Raw genomic sequence first — 23,331 nt, 5'->3', positions numbered from 1 at the left:
TTGCTGGATGCGGGTGCGTGTTCAACCGCGGGCCGGCAATACCGGGCGCTGCTTGCGGTAGGCGTTCTTCACGCGGATCTTGCCGTCCTGGAAGGTGAAGACGTCCACCATGTCCGCCTCCACGCGGGAGCCGTCGGCGGCGGTGCCGGTAAAGGTCGATTGGGACACGCCGCGGTCGCCTGCGACCCAATGCGTGCCGTTCCGCCACTGCGCATCGGGGAAATTCGCCCAGGCCGCCGCGAAGGCCGCCCGCACCGCCTCGCGGCCTTCGTGCCGCGCGCCCCATCGCTCGGGGCCGGCCACGGTCTCGAACACGCAGTCGTCGCTCATGAAGGACATCAAGGCGTCGATATCGTGGCGGTTCCAGGCCGCCGCGAATTCGGCCAGCATGTCCGCGGTGACGGTCTTCTGCATTGCATACCTCCGGTAGACGCGGGCGCAACACGCGCCAGCATTCAGGACCAAAGGTAAGTGAGCCCCCAGGCAGGGTCTAGAACCAGAAACGGGAAATCGCTTGCACCAGAAGCGACATCGGGTGGCAGGCCGCGCAATGCGCAACCGGCCACCCGGTTGGGCGTCCCGCCGTGTTGCGGACGGCGCCGGCTACAGCGTCATCCCGCCATCGGCAGTCAGGCTGGCCCCCGTCATGTATCCCGATTCGGGGCCGGCAAGCCATGCCACCAGCGACGCGATTTCATCGGCGCTGCCGGCGCGCTGCAACGGGATCAGCGGAACGACCGCATCAAGATGGTTGACCGTCATATCGGTCTGGATCGGCCCGGGCTGCACGTTGTTGATGGTGATGCTGCGGGGTGCAAGATCGATCGCGATGCCTTTGACCATCGTCGCCACCGCCGCCTTCGTCATCGCATAGACGCTCACGGTCGGCCCGCCGATGCGCGCGGCCAAATTGCTGCCGATGGTAACGATGCGGCCGCCGCGCGCAAGGTGCGCAGCGCCGGCCTGGATCGCCAGGAACACGCCGCGCACATTGACGGCCAGCATCTGGTCGAGATCCGCCACGCTCACGTCGGCCACCCCGCCCAACTTCAGGATGCCGGCGTTGACCACCACGATGTCGAGCCGTCCGAAATGCTCGGCCGCGCGCGCGGCGGCCAGCCGAATCGCCTCCGAGTTCGCGCTGTCGGCATGAATGGCCAGCGCCCTCGCCCCGCCCGCTTCGATCGCGGCCGCGGTCTCGCGCGCGCTCTCGGGCGCGGAAACATAGGTGAACGCCACGTCCGCGCCGTCGGCCGCCAGCCGCCGGACAATGGCGGCGCCGATGCCGCGCGAGCCGCCGAATACGATTGCGGCCTTGCGCAAGCCCCCGGAAATGCCTGTCATGATTCGCTCCTTGTAAGCCGATAGGTCAGTAAGCAGCCGGGAGAAGGGCCGGCTATCGAACCGGCGAATTCTCCCGTTTGCCTCGAATCGGTCAACAAGGAAAAAATTGACAAGCAATCCAATAAATCTATACCTATCTACGCCCGCCCCTCACGCCGCCGCCGGCGCCAGCCAGGCGTCGACGTCCGCGGGATCAACGGCGCCGCGCATGCCGATCAGCACCAGCGACGGCTCGTCCAGATCCTCGGGCGGCCTGGCCTGCGTGTCGTAGCGCACGCGCCGGCCCGCCAGTTGCACCAGCACCAGGCCGTGGCGATCGGTGCGCACCCAGCCCTTTGCCCGCAGCAGCTGCCTGGGCGCGTCGCGCAACCGGCTGGCGAGCCGGTCGGCGTCCAGCAGCGCGGGCGCGTGCCACAGCCAGCTCTGGAATGGATGGTCGGGGTCGTCGGGCATCGCGGCGTGGACGTGTCCCGCATGGCCGCAAGCGCCGCTTGCGCATTCATGCGCAACGCTGCAAGACCCGCCTTCGCCCAGCAGATGGCGCAGGTCCACGCGCCCTTCGCGCGTCTCGACCATCGCGGCCCCGCGTGTCGCCGCTTGCAGCCATGAACGCAACGACGCCAGTTCGGCGGCGGACGCCAGATCGGTCTTGTTCAACACCAGCAGATCCGCAGCCTTGAGCTGGCGTTCCACGGTATCGGCCAGCAAGGGATCCGCCGCCAGCGTGCGCACGTTCGCGGCATCTGCCAGCACCACCACGCCCTCAAGCTGCAGCATGGGATCCGACATGCCGACCTGCGCGATGCGGCCCGGATCCGACACGCCGCTGGCCTCGATCACGATCCATTCCGGCAAGGGGTCCAGCGCCAGCACGCGCGCCAGGGCATCGTCCAGGCCGCCCGCCATGGAACAGCAGACGCAGCCGTTGGCCAGCCTGATCACCTGGTCGCTGCGCTGCGCGATCAGCCCGGCATCGATATCGACCGGGCCGAAGTCATTGACCAGGACCGCCGCGCGGCGCTGGCTGCGGGACAACACATGATTGAGCAAGCTGGTCTTGCCCGCGCCCAGGAATCCGCCCACCACGGTCAGCGCAATTCGCGGTGCGCCATGGGCCGCCATCTCAGGCTTCCCGCAGTGGCAAGGGTCTGCCGCCGATCACGGTGCCCAGTACGCGCACGTCCTTCAGCTTCTCGGGCGCCACCTCCAGCGGATCGTCCTGCAGCACGCAGAAGTCCGCATGCTTGCCGACCTCGATGGAGCCGACGAGATGGTCCAGGTGCAAGGTGTAGGCCGCGCCCAGCGTGACGGCATGCAAGGCCTGCTCCACACCGATGCGTTCGGACTCCCCCAGCACCTTGCCCGACGAAGTCTGGCGGTTCACGGCGCACCAGGCCGTGAATAGCGGTCCCAGCGGCGTGATGGGCGCATCCGAATGGATGGAGAACGGCACGCCGGCGCGCGCCGCCGAGGCGCAGGCGTCCATGCGCCTGGCGCGATCCGGCCCCATGGTCAGGGCGTGATGGGCGTCGCCCCAGTAGAAGATGTGGTTGGCAAAGAGATTGGCGCACATGCCCAGGCTGGCCATGCGCCGGAACTGGGCCGCGTCGGCCATCTGGCAATGCTGCAAGGTATGGCGGTGATCGCGCCGCGGGCTGCGGCGCAAGGCGCGATCCACCGCGTCGATCGCAAGCTCGGTGGCTTCGTCGCCATTGGTGTGTATGTGCAGTTGCACGCCGGCGTCGTGGTAGGTCTGGACCATTGCGTCCAGCTCGGCCGGCGCGATCACCCAGATGCCGTTGGGCGCGCCGTTGTAGTAGCCGGGCCAGCGCAACCGGGCGGTAAAGCCCTGGATCGAACCGTCCACCACCAGCTTGACCATGCCCAGATGCAGCTTGTCGTTGTTCAGGCGCCGGGCCTCGGCCAGCTTGGCCAGGCAGCGCTGCGGATCGCCCGCGTAGGTCAGCGCGGACGCGGCCGGCACGATGCGCACGGAATAGTCCGGTTCGGCGGTGATGCGAGCCAGCGTCGCCAGACCCTCGTCGCCCAGTTCATTGACCAGGTCCGTGGCCGTGGTGACGCCCGCCCACTGCGCCACCTTGCCGAACATGCGCAGGCCCTCTTCCGATACGCCCACGGTGCGGAATGGACTGCCGATCAGGCGCATGACGGGGAACATCGCGGCGAATTCGCAGAGTTCGCCGCTGGGCCGTCCGTCTTCCATGCGCGTCACGCCCTCGATGTCGGTATCGCGGTCTATGCCGGCGCGCGCCAGCATGGGCGTGTTCACGTTCATCAGGTGCATGCTGGCATGCATGACCACCACGGGCCGCTCGGCGGACACCGCGTCCAGGTCCTGCACGCGCATGCGCGCGCCTTCGAAGAAGATCGGGTCGAAGCCCCAGCCTATCAGCGTCTCGCCGGCCGCCAGGACGCGTTCGGCCTCGCGCAGCCGCGCGGCCACCGCATCGAAACTCTTCAAGCCTTCCCACAGCCTGCCATCGGGTCCGCGCCGGTCGTAGAAGCCCACGTACACGAACTTCCACATTCCGCCTTCCGGCAGATGGCAATGCCCTTCGACCAGGCCTGGCATGAGCACTCTGTCCGCATAGCGCTCGTCGAGGTCGGCCGGACCCCAGCCCGCCAGTTCCTCGCGGCTGCCCACTCCCAGGACGCGGCCCTCGCGCACCGCCACGTGCGTGGCGCGGGGCTGCATCGGGTTCATGGTCAGGATGCTGCGCGCGGCATAGATCGTGGTTCGGGCGCGGGATTCGGTCATCTGTCTGTCCTTCTATCGGAGGGTGGGCTCATCCCTGCAGCGGCGACGCCAGGACGCCATCGCGGGATTCGACGAAATGGCAGGCCACGCGGTGGCCCGGCGCGACTTCGCGCAAGCCGGGTTCGCGCGTGGTACAGAGCGGCTGCGCGGCCGGACAGCGTCCGGCAAAACGGCAGCCCGGCGGCGGATCGACCGGACTGGGCGGATCGCCCGCCAGCCGCACGCGGCGCGCGGCCAGCTCGCGCCCGCCCTTCACGGTCGGCACCGCCGACATCAGGGCGACGCTGTAGGGATGCAGCGGCCGCGTGAAGAAGGCGTTGCGGGTGGCCTGCTCGATGATCTTGCCCAGGTACATGACGGCGATGTCGTCGCAGATGTGCTCCACCACCGCCATGTCGTGCGAGATGAACAGGAACGACTGGCCCTGCTCGCGTTGAATGCGCCGCAGCAGGTTCAGGATCTGCGCGCGGATGGCGATATCCAGCGCGGACACCGGTTCGTCGCAGACGATCAGGTCCGGCGCACTGGCCAGCGCCCGCGCCACGTTCAGCCGCTGCCGCTGGCCGCCGGAAAACTGGTGCGGAAACAGTTGCCGCTGCTCCGGGCGCAGGCCCACCAGTTCGAACATGCGGGCCACGCGCGCCTCGCGTCCGCCGGGCGGATCGATGCCCATCAGGTCCAGCGGCGCACGCACGATGTCGCCCGCCCGCTGGCGCGGATTGAGCGAGGAATACGGATCCTGGAACACCAGCTGCACGCGGCGGCGCATGCGGCGCAGGGCGGAGCCGTTCAGCGCCGTCATGTCCGTACCGTCGAAGTGGATGGAGCCCGCGGTCGGGTCCGCCAGCCGCAGCACGGACAAGGCCGTGGTGGTCTTGCCCGAACCGGACTCGCCCACGATCGCCAGCGTGCGGCCGCGCTGCAGCTCGAAGGACACGCCGTCCACGGCCTTCACGACCACCGGCTTGCCGTCGCGGCCACGCCCGCCGATGGGAAAATGCACGGCAAGATCGCGCACGGACAGCAAGGCGGAAGATTGCGGTGACGTCATTGCGCGGTCTCCGGATACAGCCAACAGGCGACTTCCTGCCCCTCGCCTACACGGGTCAGGGGCGGAAACGCGTCGCGGCAGCGCGCCATGGCCTGCCCGCAACGTTCCATGAAGGGGCAGCCCGCGCCGCGCTCCCAGATCGAGGGCACCACGCCGGGAATCTCCGGCAGGTCCGGGCGCACGTCGTCGGGCTCGCGGTCCAGCTCCGGCAGACAGGCGATCAGCCCCTGGGTGTAGGGATGGCGGGGCTGCGCCAGGATCTCGCGCACGCCGCCCTGCTCCACCACCCGTCCGCCGTACATGACCACGACCCGGTCGGCCATCTCCGACACCGCGCCCATGTCATGCGTGATCAGCAGCACCGCGGTGCCGCGCCGCGCCTGCTGTTCGCGCAGCAGGTCGAAGATCTGCGCCTGAACCGTCACGTCCAGCGCCGTGGTCGGCTCGTCGGCGATCAGCACATCCGGATCGCAGGCCAGCGCGATGGCGATCATCACGCGCTGCCGCATGCCGCCGGACATCTGGTGCGGATAATCGTCCACGCGCCGCTCCGGCAAGGGGATGCCCACCGACTTCAGCATTTCGATGGCGCGCTCGCGCGCCTGGCTCTTGCTCAGGCCCTGATGCAGCCGCAGGGGCTCCGCGATCTGGTCGCCGACCGTATACACAGGATTCAGCGCCGTCATGGGCTCCTGGAAGATCATGGAGATCTTGTTGCCGCGCACCTGGCGCATGGCCTCCTCGTCGCGGCCGGCCAGGTCGTCGCCGCGCAGGCGCACGCAGCCCCCGCCGATGCGCCCCGGCGCTGGTATCAGCCGCATGATGGCCAGCGCCGTCATGCTCTTGCCGCAGCCGGACTCGCCCACCAGGCACAGGGTTTCGCCGGGGTTCAAGTCGAAGCTCACCGCGCTCAGCACCTCGGCGACACGGCCGCGCGACTGGAACTCTAGGCTCAGGCTGTCGACCTCCAGCACGGGCGCCTGCAGCGCGGCGTTCATGCCCGCCCCCGCGAGTTCGGGTTGAGCGCGTCGTTCAACCCGTCGCCGATCAGGCTGACGGCCAGCACGGTCAGGAAGATGGCGGCGCCCGGCAGGGTCACCGCCCACCACGCGGTCAGGATGTAGGGGCGATTGCTGCCTATCATCAAGCCCCAGCTCATGATGTTGGGGTCGCCCAGCCCCAGGAACGACAGGCCGGCCTCGAACAGGATCGCCGTGCCTATCGCCAGCGTCGCCGACACGATCAGCGGCGCCAGCGCGTTGGGCAGGATCACCCGCCAGATGATGCGCGCGTCGCCCGCGCCTATCACCCTCTCGGCCAGCACGTACTCGCGGCGCTTGAGGCGCAGGAACTCGCCGCGCGCCAGCCGCGCCGTGCCCGGCCAGCTGACCACGCCGATGGCGATGGCGATGGTCGCCAGCGACGGCGAAAACAGCGTCACCAGCACCATGGCGAACAGCAGGGTCGGCAGCACCTGGAAGAATTCGGTGATGCGCATCAGGGTTTCGTCGATCCACCCGCCGTAATAGCCCGCCAGCGCGCCGACCGTCAGCCCGATGGCCATGGACAGCACGGCCGCCACCACGCCGACCAGCAAGGTGGCTCGGCCTCCATAGACCATGCCGGTCAATACGTCCCGTCCAAGGTAGTCGGTGCCCAGCAGCGCGTCCGCGCCCGGCGGCGTCATGGGAGCGCCGGCGATCTCGAAGGGATCCGCCTCCATGATCATGGGCCCAAAGAGCGTCACGGCCAGAATGGCGGCCAGCAGCAGCACGCCTGCCAGCGCCGCGGGATTGCGCGCGAATACCCGCAAGGCCTCGTACGACGGACGGGCCGGCGGCCGCGCCGCCTGGCCTTGCATGGCGGCAATGGATACGGCGGGAGGAGTCTGGCTCATGAGGTCTTGATCCTGGGATCGATCAGGCGATAGGCCAGATCGGTAAGCTGATTCATCACGACCACCAGCAGCGAGGCGAACAGCAGGATGCCCAGCAGCGTGGGATAGTCGCGCCTGAGCACGGAGTCGAACGCCAGCCGGCCCAGCCCGGGCCAGTTGAAGACCGTCTCGACCAGGATCGCGCCGGCCAGCACGTTGCCGAACTGCAGGCCCAGCATGGTCACCACCGGCAGCACGCCGTTGCGCAGCGCGTGCTTGTAGAGCACGGAGCGTTCCGGCAAGCCCTTGGCGCGCGCGGTGCGGATGTAGTCGGCCGACAGCGCCTCCATGACGCTGGCGCGCGCCAGCCGGCTGTACTGCGCGAGGTAGACGAAGGCCAGGGTGAAGGCCGGCAGCACCAGGTGATGCAGCACGTCCAGCACACCCGCCCAGCCGTCCTGCGGCCCGCCGGCGGAACGCATGTCCGACACCGGGAAGATCGGCAGCGCCGAGGCGAACAGGATGATAAGGATGATGCCCGTCCAGAACACCGGCGCGGAGTAGCCCACCACCGACAACAGCGTGATGCCTTGCGACAGCGGCCCATTGGGCTTGCGCGCGGCCAGCGTGCCAAGCAGCGTGCCGGCCAGGAACGCACTCAGCACCGAGGTCACCACCAGCAGCAGCGTGGCAGGCACGCGGTCCCAGATCAGCTGCGCCACCGGCACGTTGAAGAAATAGGAATAGCCCAGGTCGCCCCGCAGCACCTGCATCAGGTAGATGCCCAGTTGCGTCAGGAAGGGCTTATCCAGCCCGTACTGCGCGCGCAGCTGCGCACGCAGTTCTTCGCTGATGCCGCCCATGGAGCCCGCGATGGTCTCGACCGGATCGCCCGGCGAGATGTGGATCAGCAGGAAATTCAGCGTCACCACGGCCAGCAGCAGCACCAGCGCATAGGCAAGGCGGCGCAAGAGATAGCGCGTCATGGCGGCTCCACCCTACTGCAGGTAGGTGTCGTCCATGGGCGATATGACGCCCCAGATGCCGTCCGGCAGGCCGTGCACCTTCTTCAGCGACAGGGTGTGGTACGGAATGACCGTGAGGAAGTCGATGGGCACGTCGGCCGTGACCAGGCGCTGGAATTCGGCGTACAGCGCGCGGCGCTTGTCCGCGTCGGTTTCGGTGCCGGCCTGTTCCAGCAGTTCGTCCACCTTGGGGTTGGAATAGGACTGCGTGTTGGTCCAGATGATGTCGCGGATATTGCTGGACAGGTAGGTGCGGTGCACGCCGATCACCGGATCGCCCCAGTTGAAGACGATGTCCGTGGTCATGTCGAAATCCTTGCCGGCGATGCGCTTGGCCCAGGTCGGGAAATCAGGCGAGGCGCGAACCTGCACCGCGATGCCGACCTTCTTCAACTGGCTGCGCAGGTATTCCGCCACGTTCTTGCCCTGCACGTCGGAACCCGGCATGTAGTCCACCGTCAGCGACAGGCGTTCGCCCTTGGCGTCCTTCTTGTAGCCTGCCTCTTCCAGCAGTTGCTCGGATTTCTTCAGGTCCAGCGGATACTTCGCCACGTCCTGCGTGGCAAACGGGCTGGTGCCGATGATAGGCCCGTCGGCGGGCTTGGCGAAGCCCGCGTTCAGCGCCTTGGTGATGAAGCCCTTGTCGGTGGCATAGGCGATGGCCTGCCGCACCCGCACGTCGTTCAAGGGCTTGCGCGCCGTATTGAAAGCCAGCCAGCTCAGGGCGCCTATGCCCTCATAGCCCTTGCTGGTCATGACGATGGCGGAATTTTCCTTGGCGCGCCGCAGGATGGTGGGCTCGGTCATGAAGGGCAACACGCCGATGTCGCCGCGCTCCAACCCGATCAGCAGATTGGTGGCGTCGGGATTGATCTTCACCACGATCCGGTCCAGGTAGGGCTTGCCGGGCAGGAAGAACTTGTCGAACTTCTCCAGCACGATTTCCTGGCCCGGCTTGAATTCCTTGAACTTGAACGGACCCGATCCGACCACGTCGGCCGAGTTGCGCGGATGGCTCTTGAGGTCCTGTCCATCGTCGTAGATGTGCTTGGGCAGCACCGGCATCAGGGCCGGCGACAGCGCCAGCAGGATGGCCGGATGGGGCTTGCTCATGCGCAGCACCACGGTGTAGGGATCCGGCGTGTCCACGGCCTCGACGGGCGCGAACATGGTCTGGAACGGATGGTTCTTCTTGACCGCCATGACCGAGAACGCCACGTCGGCCGAAGTCACTGGCTTGCCGTCATGGAATACCGCATCTTTGCGCAGATGCAGGGTCAGCGACTTGCCGTCCGGCGCCAGTTCCCAGGACTGCGCCAGATAGGGATGCGGCTTCCATTCGGCGTCGTAGCGCAGCAGGCTGGCGAACAGCTGCGTGCTGGGCAAGGCGGTTGCGATGCCCGACTGCACCGCGCCGTTCAGGTGCCGCGGCACTTGCGTCGACCCTATCACCAACGTACCGCCGGACTTGGGCGCGTCCGCAGCCATGGCCCCGCCCGCAAGGGCCAACGCCGTCAGTATCGTGGTCAGGCATTTTTTTGCGCTGCGCATGTTCTACCCCTTGATGTCCAGTGTCACGAGCCATTCATCGGATGGCCTTGGGGCTAGCGTATCCAGCCTGCTGGTCCAGGCTTAGTACCAAACCGCCGGACTTTTTGGAGCCAGCCCCGCGGACGGTCTGGATTCAGGCTGCCAGCGCCCGCGCGTACAGCGAAGCGACTGCGCAACTGTTGACGCGGGCCTGCATGGAATCGGAGCGACTGGTCAGCAGCACAGGCACGCGCGTACCCAGCACCAGTCCGGCGGTACCTGCGCCGGCCAGCCAGGTCAGCTCTTTGTAGAGCATGTTGCCGGCCTCGATATCGGGCACCAGCAGGATGTCGGCATCGCCCGCCACGCGCGAGACGATGCCCTTCTGATCGGCTGCCTCGCGCGAGATGGCGTTGTCGAAGGCCAAGGGGCCGTCGATCTCGCCGCCGCGGATCTGCTGGCGGTCCGCCATCTTCGACAGGGCCGCCGCGTCCAGCGTGGCGGGCATGGAAGGATTGACGGACTCCGTAGCGCACAGCACCGCGAGCTTGGGGCGGTCCACGCCCAGCGCGCGCGCCAGGTCGATGGCGTTCTGCGCGATGTCGGCTTTCTCCTGCAATGTGGGCGCAATGTTGACGGCCGCGTCGGTCAGGATGAAAAGCTTGGGGTACGCCGCCACCGCCATCACGAAGGCGTGGCTGATGCGCCGATCGGTGCGCAGGCCGGCGTCGCGCGCCACCACGGCCGACATGAAGTGGTCCGTGTGCAGGCTGCCCTTCATCAGCATGCGCACCGCGCCGTCCCGGGCCAGCGCCGCCGCCGCGCGCGCGGCCTGGCACTCGTCATCCGGCGTGTCGACCACTTCCACTTCGTTGTCGCGCAGCCCCAGTTCCGCCATCAGGACGCGCAGCCTGGCGGCCGGGCCGACCAGCACCGGTTCGATGTAGCCGGCGTCGCGCGCCTGCACGGCCGCGCCCAGGCTGGTCGGGCACAGCGGATACGCTACCGCAGTGCGCAAGCGGCCGGCCGACAGCGCGGCATTGCGCAGCGGCTCGAACAAGCGATCGCTTTCCATTTCTGTCTGCTCCTGCCGCGGAGATCCGCGGCACCTGGCGGAAGAAATCCGGCGCGGCCGCCGCCACGCCGGACGCACGCTGCGCGATCAGCGCTTGGCCGGATCGATCGACAGCGGCACCTCGCCCGGATGGAAAGGCTGGTTCACGTACTGCTTGTACTTGTCCAGGAAGCGTACCGGCTGCTTGAGCGCGTCGCGGCGGAACGGGTCGCCCAGTTCCTGGCTGACCATCATCTCCAGCACGGTGGTCTTGCCTTCGGACTGCGCCTTGCATGCGGCCTGCAGGGCGGCGCCCACCTGGTCGGCATGCTCCACCCTGATGCCTTCCGCGCCCATGGCCCGCGCCAACTCCGAAAAGTTCGGGTTCTTCAGGTTGCTGCCGACGAAGCGGCGGCCGTAGAAGTCCACCTGGTTCTTCTTTTCCGCGCCCCATTGGCCGTTGTGGAACACCACGGCCGTCACCGGTATCTTCTCGCGCACGCAGGTCAGCAATTCCTGGAAGCTCATGCACCAGGCGCCGTCGCCCACGTAGGCCACGGCCGGACGGTCGGGCCGGCCGAGCTTCGCGCCGATCAGCGCCGGCAAGGCGTAGCCGCAATTGCCGAAGCTCATGGCGGCCAGCATGGAGTTCGGCTCGTCGAAGCGCAGATAGCTGTTGGACACCGAGCAGATGTTGCCGATGTCGGTGGACACCATGACATGCTTGGGCATGGCGCGTTCCAGCTCGCGCAGCATGCGGCGCGGATGCATGCGGCCGCCGCCGTGCTCGATGATGTCCAGGCTCCAGTCGTCTCGTTCGTGCGACCAGCTGTCCAGTTCCTTTTCCCATTCGGCCTTCTGCGCCGCGATCTGTTCGGCGCGGCCACCTTTGGTGGCGGCGCAAGCGATCTCGCGTCCCCGCAATTTGCCCGCCAGCGCCGCAGCCGCCGGCTTGGCATCGCCGCAGATGCCCACCGACACCGGACGCACCAGGCCCAGCATGCGGTGGTCGGCGTCCACCTGGATGATGCGCGCGCCCTGCGGCCAGTAGTCCAGCCCGTGCTGCGGCAAGGTTCCGAAGGGTCCCAGGCGCGTGCCCAGCGCCAGCACCACGTCGGCCTGCGACAGCAGCTTCATGCCGGCCTTGGCGCCCTGGTAGCCCAAGGGGCCGCACCACAGCGGGTGGCTGGCCGGGAATGCGTCGTTGTGCAGGTAGCTGGTGACCACCGGCGCGCCCAGCAGTTCGGCCAGAGCCACGCATTCCGCCTGCCCTTCCGAGAACAGCACGCCGCCACCCGCCACGATGACGGGGAACTTGGCCTGCGCCAGCATTTGCGCAGCCGCCTCCAGGTCCTCTTCCGAGCCCGGACCGCGGCGGATGCGGCGCGGTTCCGGAATGGCCACGTCGATCTCGCCGTAGAAATAGTCGCGCGGGATGTTCAACTGCGTCGGACCGCGCTCGGCCAGCGCATTGTCGAAGGCCTTGGCGGTGAATTCCGCCATGCGGTCGGGCCGGTTCACGTGGGCCTGGTACTTGGTGATGCGCGAGAAGATCGGCAACTGCTCGGTTTCCTGGAAGCCGCCCAGCCCCATGCCCGCGGTGCCGGTCTCGGGCGTGATGGCCACGACCGGGCTATGCGCCCAGTACGCCGCCGCCACGCCGGTCACGAAATTGGTGATGCCGGGGCCGTTCTGCGCGATGCAGACGCCGTGGCGCCCCGTCACGCGCGAGTAGCCGTCGGCCATGTGCGCGGCGCCCTGCTCGTGCACCGTCGGCACGAAGCGGATGCCGGCCGCCGGGAACAGGTCCAGCGCGTCCATGAAGGCCGAGCCGACGATGCCGAATACGTCCTTGACGCCCTGCGCGACCAGCGTTTCCACAAACGCTTCGCTGGGGGTCATGTGTTGCTTGCTGCTCATGGTCTCTCTCCTGGCAGGCCGGCGGTGTCGGATTGCATCTGGGCCGGCATGATCCGATACTGCAGCAGAAACCTGCCCGTTCCCAGCCCATGGCGTTTCATTTTCTGCAAAATCCGTGCGACGATGCGCAGCAAGCCGCCGAATCTTCAATTATTGAAAGATGAAAGACGAATCCTCCGCAGCGCTGCGCGCGCTGACCCTGCTGGAACAGGTCGCCCGCTCGGGGCAGCCGGTATCGCTGGCCGCGCTGACGGACGCCACCGGCCTGCCCAAGCCCTCCGTGCTGCGCATCCTGTCGCGGCTGGTCGACGCCGGCATGCTGCTGCGCGAGCCCGCCGGCAAAAGTTACGTCAGCGGCCCGCGCCTGAGCGCGCTGGCACGTGAAACCCTGCTGAATTCACCCTTGCGCGGCGAACGCCACCGCATCCTGGACAGCCTGGTCGACGAAATCGGCGAAACCTGCAACTGCACCATGCTGGACGGCGACGAGGTCATCTACCTGGACCGCGTCGAAACCGCCTGGCCGCTGCGGGTGAACCTGCAATCGGGCTCGCGCGTGCCGCTGCATTGCTCGGCCAGCGGCAAACTGTTCCTGGCCCACATGCGGCGCGAGGCGCGCCAGCGGCTGCTGGCCGCGGCGCCCTTGTCGCGCTACACGCCCAACACGCTGTGCGACGTGGCCGCGCTGGAACAGGAACTGCGCACCATCAAGAAGGAAGGCGCGAGCTTCGACCGCGAGGAATTCCTGCTGGGCATCGTCTGCATGGCGGTGCCCATTCTGCATGGCACGCGCGCCATCGCCGCGGTCGCCTTGCACGCACCGGTGGCCCGGCTGTCCATCGAAGGCGCGCGCGCCTGGTTGCCGCGCATGCAAGAGGCCGCCCGGGCGCTGGCCGGCACCTACGGGCCCGACGCCTAGCGGCCGGCGGCTCCCGCCCGCCCAGGGGCGCGTCTGGAACGCTATGTTCCGCCTTTGTTGCAAGGGCCATCGGCCGCAGGCATTACACTCTTGGGCGTACGCGCGCCTGCCTCATGACGCAGCCGCCCCTTCCTTTTGCCGCCAGGCCGATGCCGGGCAGAAAGCGACACTCTTCTATCGTGACCGACACTTCCTTTACCTCCCTGCCCCTGCTGCCCGCCCTGCTCGACAACCTGAAGAGCCTGGGCTTCGAGCAGATGACACCCATCCAGGCCCAGAGCCTGCCGCTCATCCTGGAAGGCCGCGACCTCATTGCGCAAGCCAAGACCGGCAGCGGCAAGACCGCGGCCTTCGGCCTGGGCGTGCTGCAGAAGCTCGATCCCGCGCGCTTGACGCCCCAGGCGCTGCTGGTCTGCCCCACGCGCGAACTGGCGGACCAGGTCGCACAGGAGTTGCGCCGGCTGGCCCGCCAGATCGCCAACGTCAAGATCCTGACCCTGTGCGGCGGCGCCGCCGCCCGTCCCCAAGCCGAATCGCTGGCGCGCGGCGCGCACCTGGTGGTGGGTACGCCCGGCCGGATCCAGGATCACCTGGAGCGCGGCAGCCTGGACCTGTCGGGCCTGAACACCCTGGTGCTGGACGAGGCCGACCGCATGGTCGACATGGGCTTTTATGACGATATCGTGGCCATCGCCTCGCATTGCCCGACCAAGCGCCAGACGCTGCTGTTCTCGGCAACATATCCCGACAACATCCGCAAGCTCAGCGCCCGCTTCCTGCGCAATCCCGCCGAGGTCAAGGTCGAGGCGCAGCATGACGCCAGCCGCATCGAGCAGATCTTCTACGAAATCGACGAAAAGGACCGGCTCGACGCAGTGACGCGCCTGCTGGCGCACTTCCGCCCCGAATCCACGCTGGCCTTCTGCAACACCAAGATCCGCAGCCACGACCTGGTGGAACGGCTGCAGGCCGAGGGCATCAGCGCCCAGGCCCTGAACGGCGACCTGGAACAGCGCGAGCGCGATGAAATCCTGATCCAGTTCGCCAACCGCAGCTGCGCCGTGCTGGTGGCCACCGACGTGGCGGCGCGCGGCCTGGACATCCAGAACCTGGGCGCCGTGATCAACGTCGACGTGACCAAGGACACCGAGGTCCACGTGCACCGCATCGGCCGCAGCGGCCGCGGCGAACAAAAGGGCCTGGCGCTGAGCTTGTGCTCGCCCGAGGAGATGCGCTGGGCCAACCTGATCGAGCAGTATCAGGGCGCGCCGCTGGTGTGGGGCGACATCAAGGCCTTGCGGCCCAAGGCGGATCGTCCCTTGCGCGCGCCCATGATCACGCTGTGCATCCAGGGCGGCAAGAAGGACAAGCTGCGCCCGGGCGACCTGCTGGGCGCGCTGACCGGCGACGGCGGCCTGACGTTCGAGCAGGTTGGCAAGATCAACATCACCGAATTCAACTCCTATGTGGCGCTGGACCGGCAGATCGCCAAGCAGGCGTTCTCGCGTCTGTCCAACAGCAATATCAAGGGCCGGCGCTTCCGCATGCGCTATCTGGAAGAGTTCTGAGTGTCGGCGGGCGACAAAAACTTGATGGTTTTGCTCGGGTTTTGCAATAATGGCGCGGCCTGCCCCGGCGGCCGCCCTGCCCGCGATCACCGGGGCGCGGAACCAAAGGCTCGCGCCCTGTTCCAACGGCCGCGGTCCCCTTTCAACCAATAGATGAGAAACTCACCATGATCAAATCCGACGACACCGGCAAGCTGATCCTGCGCCTGACCCTCGGTATTCTGATTCTGCTGCATGGCCTGTTCAAACTGACCGGCGGCGGCGTCGGCGGCATCAGCGGCATGCTTTCCTCGCACGGCCTGCCCGGCTTCCTCGCCTATGGCGCCTACGTCGGCGAAATCCTCGCCCCCGTGCTGCTCATCGTCGGCATCTACACCCGCCTGGGCGGTTTGCTGATCGCCATCAATATGGTCGTCGCCATCCTGCTGGCCCACTCCGGCCAGATCAGCAGCATGACCAACAACGGCGGCTGGGCGCTGGAACTGCAAGGCATGTTTCTGTTCACCGGCCTGGCCATCGCCTTCATGGGCGCGGGCCGCTTCAGCCTCGCCGGTAACGGCGGCCGCTGGAACTGACAGCCGTAACACGGCGCTACGCGCTATGAGGGGGTCGCCGAGGCGGCCCCTTTTCTTTTGCGCGGACATTGATACGAACGACATCGACGGTCACGCAGGCGCAAATATCCGTCACCGGAAAGCTGTTTCGGAACGATTACAGTGCAGAACCGTGGAGACCGGCCTGTGGCCTAATCCTGACGAGCGCAAAAAAGGCGTGAACCACGCCAGGCGCTCGGCAGGAGTCGCAAAATGAAGAAAAGCCTATTGCTGATGCTGGCCATGACCAGCGCCTTGACCGGTTGCGTGGTCGTACCCGCCAGGCCCGCGCACTATCGTCCCGCGCCGGTCTACTACACGCCGCATTATTACTACCCGGCGTATCCAGCCCCCCATTACTACTATCGTGGCTATTGATCCGCGCGCCCGTTGCGCCAAGGAAAAACCATGAATACCTGTTCCCGGATCCTGCGCCCGCGCCCTTTGGCCGCGGCTGTCCTGATGGCTGCCTGTGCCAGCGTGGCGGCGCAGACCTATGAGCCGCCGCCGGCGCCCGCCGCGCCCGTCTATGACGACGGCGATCCCGCCAACGCCAACCTGGCGCTGGTGGACCGCAGCCCCCAGCCGCCGCCGCCCTTACCCGTCTATGTCCAGCCGCCAGCGCCCGCCGACGGCTATATGTGGGTGCCGGGCTACTGGAGCCTGAACCGCTACGGGTTTTTCTGGGTACCCGGCGCATGGGTGCTCGCGCCCTATGCCGGCGCGCTCTGGACACCCGGTTATTGGGGCTTCAGCAATGGCATCTACCTCTGGACCCCCGGCTATTGGGGTCCACACGTGGGCTTCTATGGCGGAATCAACTACGGCTTTGGCTACAACGGCCTGGGTTATGTGGGCGGTTACTGGAAGCGCGACCGCTTCTACTACAACCGTTCCGTCACGAACGTGAACGTCACGCGCGTGACCAATGTCTATAACCACACCGTGGTCGTGAACAACGTGGACAACCGCCGCGTCAGCTACCACGGCGGCCCATCCGGCATCCGGCGCAACGCGGACCCGCGCGAACTTGCCGCGCGCAAGGACCGCCATTCTCCGCAGACCGAAATACAGCGCGGCTACGCGCGCGACGCCGGCAATAACCGGGCTCAGTTCTACGACCACAACAAGGGCCGGCCGCCCCAGGCCTACGTGGACCATCAATCCAATGGCCGGCCGCATGAAGGCCAGCGTCCGGACAATGGACGCGACGGACGCGACCGCGGCCAGGACAACAACGGGCGCGATAACCGCGGCGGCGCTGACCGGAACAACGCGGACCACGGCGACATGCAACGCGGACGCGATATGTCTGCCGGGCAGACAGGCCGCCCCCAGCAGCCGCAGGGGCAACAGGCGCGAGAGCAACAGCAGCGCGATCAGCAGGCGCGTCAGCAACAGCAACGTGACCAACAGGCCCAGCAGCAGGAACGCCAGCAACAGCAACGCGACCAGCAGGCCCAGCAACAGGCGCGTCAGCAACAGCAACGTGACCAACAGGCCCAGCAGCAGGAACGCCAGCAGCAGCAACGCGACCAGCAGGCCCAGCAACAGGCGCGTCAGCAACAGCAGCGCGACCAGCAGGCTCAGCAGCAGGCGCGTCAACAACAGCAGCGCGACCAGCAGGCCCAGCAGCAGGCGCGTCAACAACAGCAGCGCGACCAGCAGGCCCAGCAGCAGGCGCGTCAACAGCAGCAGCGCGACCAGCAGGCCCAGCAGCAGGCGCGTCAACAACAGCAGCGCGACCAGCAGGCCCAGCAGCAGGCGCGTCAACAACAGCAGCGCGACCAGCAGGCCCAGCAGCAGGCGCGTCAACAGCAGCAGCGCGACCAGCAGGCCCAGCAGCAGGCGCGTCAACAACAGCAGCGCGACCAACCGCGCGGAGACGGCAATGGCAACGGGAATGGCCGCGGCGGCTCCGGACGCGACTAGAACGGGCGACGCCGCCGCGCCGCTTACTGGACCCTCGCCTCCTGCACGGCTACAGTAGACCCGTTGCCGCGCGGCCCCTGAAATTCCTGGAGATTCCGATGAAGCGCATTGCCCCCTGGTTACTCCTCTGCGGCCTGCTGGCCGGTCCCTCGGCCCAGGCCGCGCTGGACGTGGGCGCGCCCGCCCCGGACTTCAGCACCCAGGCATCGCTGGGCGGCAAGGTCTACACGTTCTCGCTGAGCGAGGCGCTCAAGCAAGGTCCGGTGGTCTTGTATTTCTTCCCCGCCGCGTTCACCCAGGGCTGCACGATAGAGGCGCACAACTTCGCCGAAGCCACCGATGATTACAAGTCCCTGGGCGCTACCGTCATCGGTGTGTCGACCGACAATATCGACACCTTGAACAAGTTCTCGGTCAGCGAATGCCGCGGCAAGTTCGCGGTAGCGGCCGACGGCGATGGCAAGATCATGAAGGCCTACGACGCGGTCCACGACAAGCGTCCCGAGTACGCGCAGCGCATCTCCTACGTGATCTCGCCGCAAGGCAAGATCCTGTATGAATACACCGACATGAATCCGGACTCCCACGTGGCCAACACCATGCGCGCACTGCGCGACTGGAAGGCCAAGCAGTAGGCGGCGCTGGCGGGCATGCGCCGCTACTGTTCGGCCGCAAGTCCGTCCATGACGGCAGTCCCGCATTTATCCGCGCACATGCCTGCTCATTGCCATGGCCGCGGCGGGATCGTACTCGACGATATGAACTCCACGCGCACGGTCTTGCCCCCGTCCGCCGCGATTGCCCTCGCGGTAAGCACGGCGATACCTGGAGCGCCTGGCGCGCGCAGTTCCATCGTGGCAACGCCATTGCTATCCGTACTGCTGGTTGCCGAGGCCAGCGTGCCGAGGTTGGTCCGCCAGTTGACCGTGACGCCCGCGACCTCCAGATTGCCGTTGGCATCCTTCACGGTCGCCTTAAGGATCAGCTTTTCCTGACCGTCAGCCCGGGCAGAGGTCTTGCTGCTGGCCAGGGAAGCGACGCGGGCGGTTATCGGATCAGCGGTCAATGCCACGCGGAAGGCACGGCCCGAATCGTCTGCGCCCGTCTTGGCAGTCACCGTGGCCTGCCCCGCGAGCTTTCCCGCCGTCAGCACAACCGTGGCCTCGCCCTTGGCGTTGGTCCTGGTGGATGACGCCTCCAGCGTGCCGAGATCGGTGCTCCAGTTGACCACGTGGCCTGCGCCTCCTGAATTGCCGTTGCCGTCCAGCACTACCGCCGTGAAGATCACGGTATCGCGGGCATTGGCCACGATGCTGGTCTTGCTGGCCGAAGCGCTGCCGACGCGGGTGCGGGGCGTGGCGGCCGCAAAGGTCACGCTGGCTGTCCGGCCCGCATCCCGCCCAGGGGCCATGGCGGTGACATTCACGCTGCCGGCAACCTTCGGCGCGGTCAATACCATTGTGGCCTTGCCGGTCTCATCGGTGCTGCTGGCAGTTGCGGCCAGCCTGCCGCCGGAAGTGGTCCAATTGACGGGAATGTCGAGCGGCCTCGGCGTGCCGTTGACGTCCCACCTCATCATCGCATTGCCGTGTGCGTCCTGTACCGTGGCCGTAAATCTCACCGTATCTGCGCCATCGGCGACGCCATTGGTCTTGTTTTGCGTAAGCACGACCACGCGGGCGGTGGCGGGATCGGCCACGAAGGGACCCACGCGCAAGATCTTGCCCGGATCCGCCGCCCCTGCCTTGGCCGTGGCGACAACTTCACCGGCGGTGGTGGACACCAGCTTGACAAGAGCCTCGCCAGTGACGTCGCTAACGCTTGTCGCGCTAGCAAGGCTGCCCAGGCTGGTGGTCCAGTCGACCGTCGCCCCGGCCACGCGATTGCCCATGGCGTCTTTCACGTGGGCCCTGAGGATAATGGCGTCTACGCCATTGGCCCGTACCGGCGAGCTATTGCTACTGAACGCCCAACTAACCACTCGGGCGCTGGAAGCGTCGGCCGTAAAGGCTATCGTGGCAGTCTGGCCCGCGTCGCCGCCCGCGGCCCGGGCGTTGACGGTCGACGTGCCCACCGCAGTCGGCGCGGTCAATACAGCCGAGGCCTGGCTGTTGGCGTCGGTCTTGCTGACCGTCGCAGCCAGCGTGCCCAGACTGGCGCCCCAGTTGACCGGGACGCCCGCGCCCACCGGATTGCCCTTGGCGTCCGCAACCGTGGCCGTGAAGGTCACGGTATCCGTGCCATCGGCCAAGCCGCTCGTCTTGCTCGCCGCGACTGTCGCCACACGGGCGGTCGACGCGTCGGCCATGAAGGTGATAGACACCACCTGCCCCGCATCGCCGCCCGCAGCCTTGGCGGTAACCGTCGCGACGCCCGTGGAAGTCGGCGCGATCAGGACGGCCGAGGTTTCGCTCTTGCTATCGGTCGTGGTGGCCGCCGGGAGCTGGCCCAGACTTGTACTCCAGTTGACGGTAACACCTGCGCCCACCCGATTGCCTTGCTTGTCGACGACGACGGCCCGGAGGGTCACGGTATCGGCGCCGTTAGCCACCGCGTCGGTCTTGCTCGCGGCCAGCTCGATGACGTGGGCGCTGGAGTCGTCAGCGATGAAATCGACGGCGGCGGTCTTGCCGGGATCTCCGCCGGCGCTCTTCGCCTGGCGGGCCGGCGCGCACTTGGCGGTAACAGTCGCCGCTCCGGTCGCGGTAGGCGCGGTCAGGACGACGGTGGCCTGGCTGCTGGCATTGGTGATACTGGAAGCGCCTATCGAGCCCCGATCGGCGCTCCAGTTGACGACGATGCCCGCCCCCAACGGATTGCCTCTGCCATCATCGATCGTGGCCGTGAGTGTGACGGTGTCAGTGCCGTTGGCCAGGCCGGTGGTCTTGCTTGGGCTTAGCGCGGCCACGCGGGCCCTCAGTTCGTCTGCCGTGAAGACGGCTGACGCGGTCTTGCCGGCATCGCCACCCGCCGCCCGGGCCGTGACGGTTGCCGTGCCGGGAACGATCGGCGCGGTCAGCAAGGCGGAAGCCTGGCCGCTGGCGTTGGTGACACTGGTAGCGGCGAGCGTCCCAAGACTGGCGCTCCAGTTGACGGTGACGCCTGCCCCCACCGGATTGCCGCGGCCGTCTTCAACCATGGCGGTGAAAACCACGGCATCCGCGCCATTGGCCGTGCCCCTGGCCTGGCTGGGCGTGAGCTGGACGACGCGCGCGTTAGCGACATCCGCGACGAACGCGACCGCGGCGGTCTTACCCGGATCGCCGCTTGCGGCCCTGGCGGTGACGGTCGCCGCGCCAGCCGCGGTCGGCGCGGTCAGTACGACCGTGGCCTGGCTGCTCGCGTCCGTGTTGCTGGAAGCGGCGCCCAGCGTGCCCAGGCTGGCGCCCCAGTTGACGGCGACGCCCGCTCCCACCGGATTGCCGCGGCCATCCGCGACGGTGGCGGTGAAGGTCACCGTGTCCAGGCCATCGGCCAGGGCGGTGGTCTTGCTTGGCGTGAGCCGCAACACCTGGGCATCGGACGCATCGAGCAGGAATGCAACGGATCCCGTCTTGCCCGGATCCTCGGCTCCGGCCCTGGCGGTGATGGCCGCAAGGCCTGGAACAGTGGCGGACAGCAATTCCGCCACGGCAATGCCGCTCGCGTCGGTATTGCTGCTGTTGCTGGAAAGCCGCCCGCCGGTGGCGGTCCAGTTCACCGCAACGCCCGCGCCCACTGCGTTGCCCTTGCCGTCCTTGACTGTCGCCTTCAATACGGTCTTGTCCCTGCCGTTTGCAAGAATGGACGCGGGCTGCGCAACGAGCAGCGCCACGCTGGCCGTGCCCGGCGCGTCAAGGAACTCTGCCTCGCTCCTGCCCTTGAACCCGTGCGCCTCCATTGCCTCGACCCCGATCGTGCCCGAGACAGTGCTGCTGACCAGGGCGTACGCCACGCCATCGGCATCGGTACGGTCCGAAGACTCCCGGATCGTGCCGGCCCCCTGCAGTACCCATGTGACGGTGCGCCCCCCCATGGGTTCGGCCTGGACGCCGCGAACCTGGGCCGTGAATCTGACGTTGTCCACGCCGTCCGCCATGGCGGCGGCCTTGGAACGCGCGACGCTGACGCTGAGCGGGTTGACGCTCACGGTCATGACGTTGGACCTGATCTTGCGGCCGTGCACATCCGTAGCGGACGCCATCAGCTGATAGCTGTTGATGCCGCCGCTGCGGTAATCGGGCAGCATCAGCGATGCGGACGCGCCGCCGCTGTATGGCATCGCAAACGGCGCCGCGGAACCGGACCATTCGATCCGAGGCGCGGCATCCGCGCCCGTCAGCGTTACCGGAAAGCTGAGGGCCGTCCGAGGATATCCGGAAGCAGCCGCCGGCAGCTGTATCGTCATGGGATCGTTCTTCTTGTATTCCAGGACGATTTCGTTGTTGCGTTCGACCAGATCCATGCGCATGCCGGCCAGCTTGCGGCTGCGCGCGACTTCACCCGGCTGCAACTGCTTGGCCAAAGGCACGCCAAGCGCGTACTTCAGGCCCAGCTTGAAGCTGGTGTCGGACTGCCCGCCCTGCCCCATGCGATGGTCCAGGCCCAGCGTGACCAGCGGCGCCGGCGTATAGGAAACACCCAGGGTCCAGGCGCTGGGATTTCTTTGCCGGTTGCTGGCGCCGAACAGCCCGACCTCGTCGCCGTAGTACTTCTCGAACATCAGCTTGCCGCCCAACTGCGGATACTGCGGCAGATAGCCTTCGGTCCGGATGTCCCAGCCGCTGGCCGGGCGTTCCTGATAGTCCCGCGCATCGGGCGAACGCTTCCAGCCGCTCAGCCGGAAATAGCCGTTCACGCTGAGCTTCAGATAATCCGCCCACCATTCGCCGCCCAGACCCAGACGCCGATGGCCGCGCGACACGTCCTGGTCCAGGAATGCGTTGACGCCAGCCATGTAGCCATCGCCGAAATGGCGGTAGCCCAGCCCGAGGTTGACCGTGGTCCGATATGACTCTTGCAGCAGATTGGTCCGGCGCGCGCCGAATTGGGAAAAAATCAGACTCGTCCCGGAATCGCGCAGCGGGAACAACATATCCAGAGCGCCGCCATGGAAGCTGCCCAGCAGGTCCAGCCTGGCCGTGCCGAACTGGCGCAGCCAGCTTTCCGCCGCTTGCTGGGCTGCACCGATGGCCTTGCCGCTGGCCGTCGACCTGGCGTCCGCGCTCGCCATTTGGTTGGGATTGGCGGGCAAGGGGCGTCCCTCCAGATCGGGCGCGGGATCCATGCCGCCGGGGATAGGCGCGCTGGCCGCGGCCGCGCTTGGATCCATCGCCCGCGCCCGGTCCTGAACGGCAATGCTGGCGGATGCGGCTCGGCCTTCGGCGTCGGGGAGCGGCTTGCGGTGTTCGCCGGCTAGCGGCGCGGCGCAGCCCTGGAACAGGAGCAAACTGGAAAGCGCCACGCACAGCGCCTTTCTGACTTGGCGCGCAGCCGCTATGCACCAAGCGTGTGCCTTGGATGGCTTCAGCATCGTCATGACCTTGTCTGAAAGGAATCCCGCGGGCGGGAGATGCGCCGGCCAGGCAAAGTCGCCAAGCTACTGAACTGCGGCGTCGGCGGATCCGTTCTGAGCCACATCCAGGACGAAGTCCTGCGCGCACTCCCAGCGACTACACCCGGGGATTCTGGTTGTTACTTAAAAATGACAAAATATGACGACATGCTATTTATATGACTGTTGATATCAATATGTAATTTA

The 23,331-nt window shown here is 67.1% G+C and carries 18 protein-coding genes; 6 read left to right on the top strand and 12 right to left on the bottom strand.

Annotation, left to right across the window (positions count from 1 at the left end; translation table 11 throughout):
* Window positions 1-21: 21 nt before the first annotated feature.
* The 11 genes from IB258_RS01625 to xsc all read right to left on the bottom strand — a co-directional run bounded on the left by IB258_RS01625 (window position 22) and on the right by xsc (window position 12,579).
* Window positions 22-414: a nuclear transport factor 2 family protein gene (locus tag IB258_RS01625; protein ID WP_192352025.1), complete on the bottom strand. Its 393-nt coding sequence runs from the start codon at window positions 412-414 to the stop codon at window positions 22-24.
* A 189-nt stretch (window positions 415-603) separates the two neighbouring features.
* Window positions 604-1,344, bottom strand: coding sequence for an SDR family oxidoreductase (locus IB258_RS01620; RefSeq protein WP_192352024.1), 741 nt, complete (start codon window positions 1,342-1,344; stop codon window positions 604-606).
* 150 nt (window positions 1,345-1,494) lie between these two features.
* The gene (locus tag IB258_RS01615) at window positions 1,495-2,466 is read right to left on the bottom strand and encodes a GTP-binding protein (RefSeq protein ID WP_175213263.1); all 972 of its coding nucleotides are present in this window, start codon (window positions 2,464-2,466) and stop codon (window positions 1,495-1,497) included.
* A gap of 1 nt (window position 2,467) precedes the next feature.
* On the bottom strand, window positions 2,468-4,123 hold the full coding sequence (locus IB258_RS01610) for an amidohydrolase (RefSeq protein WP_192352023.1): 1,656 nt from the start codon (window positions 4,121-4,123) through the stop codon (window positions 2,468-2,470).
* 28 nt (window positions 4,124-4,151) lie between these two features.
* Window positions 4,152-5,174 (bottom strand): ABC transporter ATP-binding protein, encoded by a 1,023-nt coding sequence (locus tag IB258_RS01605; RefSeq protein WP_054456790.1) that lies wholly within the window; start codon window positions 5,172-5,174, stop codon window positions 4,152-4,154.
* Window positions 5,171-6,172, bottom strand: coding sequence for an ABC transporter ATP-binding protein (locus IB258_RS01600; protein ID WP_054456789.1), 1,002 nt, complete (start codon window positions 6,170-6,172; stop codon window positions 5,171-5,173). The genes IB258_RS01605 and IB258_RS01600 overlap by 4 nt, the downstream gene beginning before the upstream one ends.
* Window positions 6,169-7,071, bottom strand: a complete 903-nt coding sequence (locus tag IB258_RS01595) for an ABC transporter permease (protein WP_125470795.1) — start codon at window positions 7,069-7,071, stop codon at window positions 6,169-6,171. The genes IB258_RS01600 and IB258_RS01595 overlap by 4 nt, the downstream gene beginning before the upstream one ends.
* Window positions 7,068-8,036 carry an ABC transporter permease gene (locus tag IB258_RS01590; RefSeq protein ID WP_054456787.1) on the bottom strand — a complete coding sequence of 323 codons (969 nt, stop codon included), beginning with the start codon at window positions 8,034-8,036 and terminating at the stop codon, window positions 7,068-7,070. Before IB258_RS01590 ends, IB258_RS01595 begins: the two co-directional genes overlap by 4 nt.
* Before the next feature lie 12 nt (window positions 8,037-8,048).
* Window positions 8,049-9,626, bottom strand: a complete 1,578-nt coding sequence (locus tag IB258_RS01585; RefSeq protein WP_054456786.1) for an ABC transporter substrate-binding protein — start codon at window positions 9,624-9,626, stop codon at window positions 8,049-8,051.
* Between the two features lie 133 nt (window positions 9,627-9,759).
* On the bottom strand, window positions 9,760-10,680 hold the full coding sequence (locus IB258_RS01580; protein ID WP_175180824.1) for a bifunctional enoyl-CoA hydratase/phosphate acetyltransferase: 921 nt from the start codon (window positions 10,678-10,680) through the stop codon (window positions 9,760-9,762).
* A gap of 87 nt (window positions 10,681-10,767) precedes the next feature.
* On the bottom strand, window positions 10,768-12,579 hold the full coding sequence (gene xsc / locus IB258_RS01575) for a sulfoacetaldehyde acetyltransferase (RefSeq protein ID WP_054456784.1): 1,812 nt from the start codon (window positions 12,577-12,579) through the stop codon (window positions 10,768-10,770).
* A gap of 160 nt (window positions 12,580-12,739) precedes the next feature.
* Here xsc and IB258_RS01570 point away from each other — a divergent pair, with 160 nt between their 5' ends.
* The 6 genes from IB258_RS01570 (at window position 12,740) to IB258_RS01545 (ending at window position 18,226) form a co-directional block, all read left to right on the top strand.
* Complete coding sequence (locus IB258_RS01570; RefSeq protein ID WP_192352022.1) at window positions 12,740-13,498, top strand: IclR family transcriptional regulator; 759 nt, start codon at window positions 12,740-12,742, stop codon at window positions 13,496-13,498.
* A gap of 179 nt (window positions 13,499-13,677) precedes the next feature.
* Window positions 13,678-15,066: an ATP-dependent RNA helicase DbpA gene (gene dbpA / locus IB258_RS01565; RefSeq protein ID WP_119451102.1), complete on the top strand. Its 1,389-nt coding sequence runs from the start codon at window positions 13,678-13,680 to the stop codon at window positions 15,064-15,066.
* Between the two features lie 167 nt (window positions 15,067-15,233).
* A complete protein-coding gene (locus IB258_RS01560; protein WP_054456781.1) occupies window positions 15,234-15,641 on the top strand; it encodes a DoxX family protein in 408 nt (135 codons plus the stop codon).
* Between the two features lie 231 nt (window positions 15,642-15,872).
* Window positions 15,873-16,037: a hypothetical protein gene (locus IB258_RS01555; protein WP_166738291.1), complete on the top strand. Its 165-nt coding sequence runs from the start codon at window positions 15,873-15,875 to the stop codon at window positions 16,035-16,037.
* A 30-nt stretch (window positions 16,038-16,067) separates the two neighbouring features.
* Complete coding sequence (locus tag IB258_RS01550) at window positions 16,068-17,591, top strand: adenylate cyclase (RefSeq protein WP_192352021.1); 1,524 nt, start codon at window positions 16,068-16,070, stop codon at window positions 17,589-17,591.
* A 98-nt stretch (window positions 17,592-17,689) separates the two neighbouring features.
* Window positions 17,690-18,226 (top strand): peroxiredoxin, encoded by a 537-nt coding sequence (locus IB258_RS01545; protein WP_119451100.1) that lies wholly within the window; start codon window positions 17,690-17,692, stop codon window positions 18,224-18,226.
* An 86-nt stretch (window positions 18,227-18,312) separates the two neighbouring features.
* Here IB258_RS01545 and IB258_RS01540 read toward each other — a convergent pair whose 3' ends face one another.
* A complete protein-coding gene (locus IB258_RS01540) occupies window positions 18,313-23,034 on the bottom strand; it encodes an Ig-like domain-containing protein (protein ID WP_192352020.1) in 4,722 nt (1,573 codons plus the stop codon).
* Window positions 23,035-23,331: the final 297 nt, after the last annotated feature.

It is taken from the genome of Achromobacter sp. ACM02, from assembly GCF_014851605.1.
In the GTDB taxonomy this organism is placed as follows: domain Bacteria; phylum Pseudomonadota; class Gammaproteobacteria; order Burkholderiales; family Burkholderiaceae_B; genus Achromobacter; species Achromobacter aegrifaciens.
The sequence above is the reverse complement of the archived record's forward strand: the minus strand, read 5'-3'. Positions and strand labels throughout refer to the sequence as shown.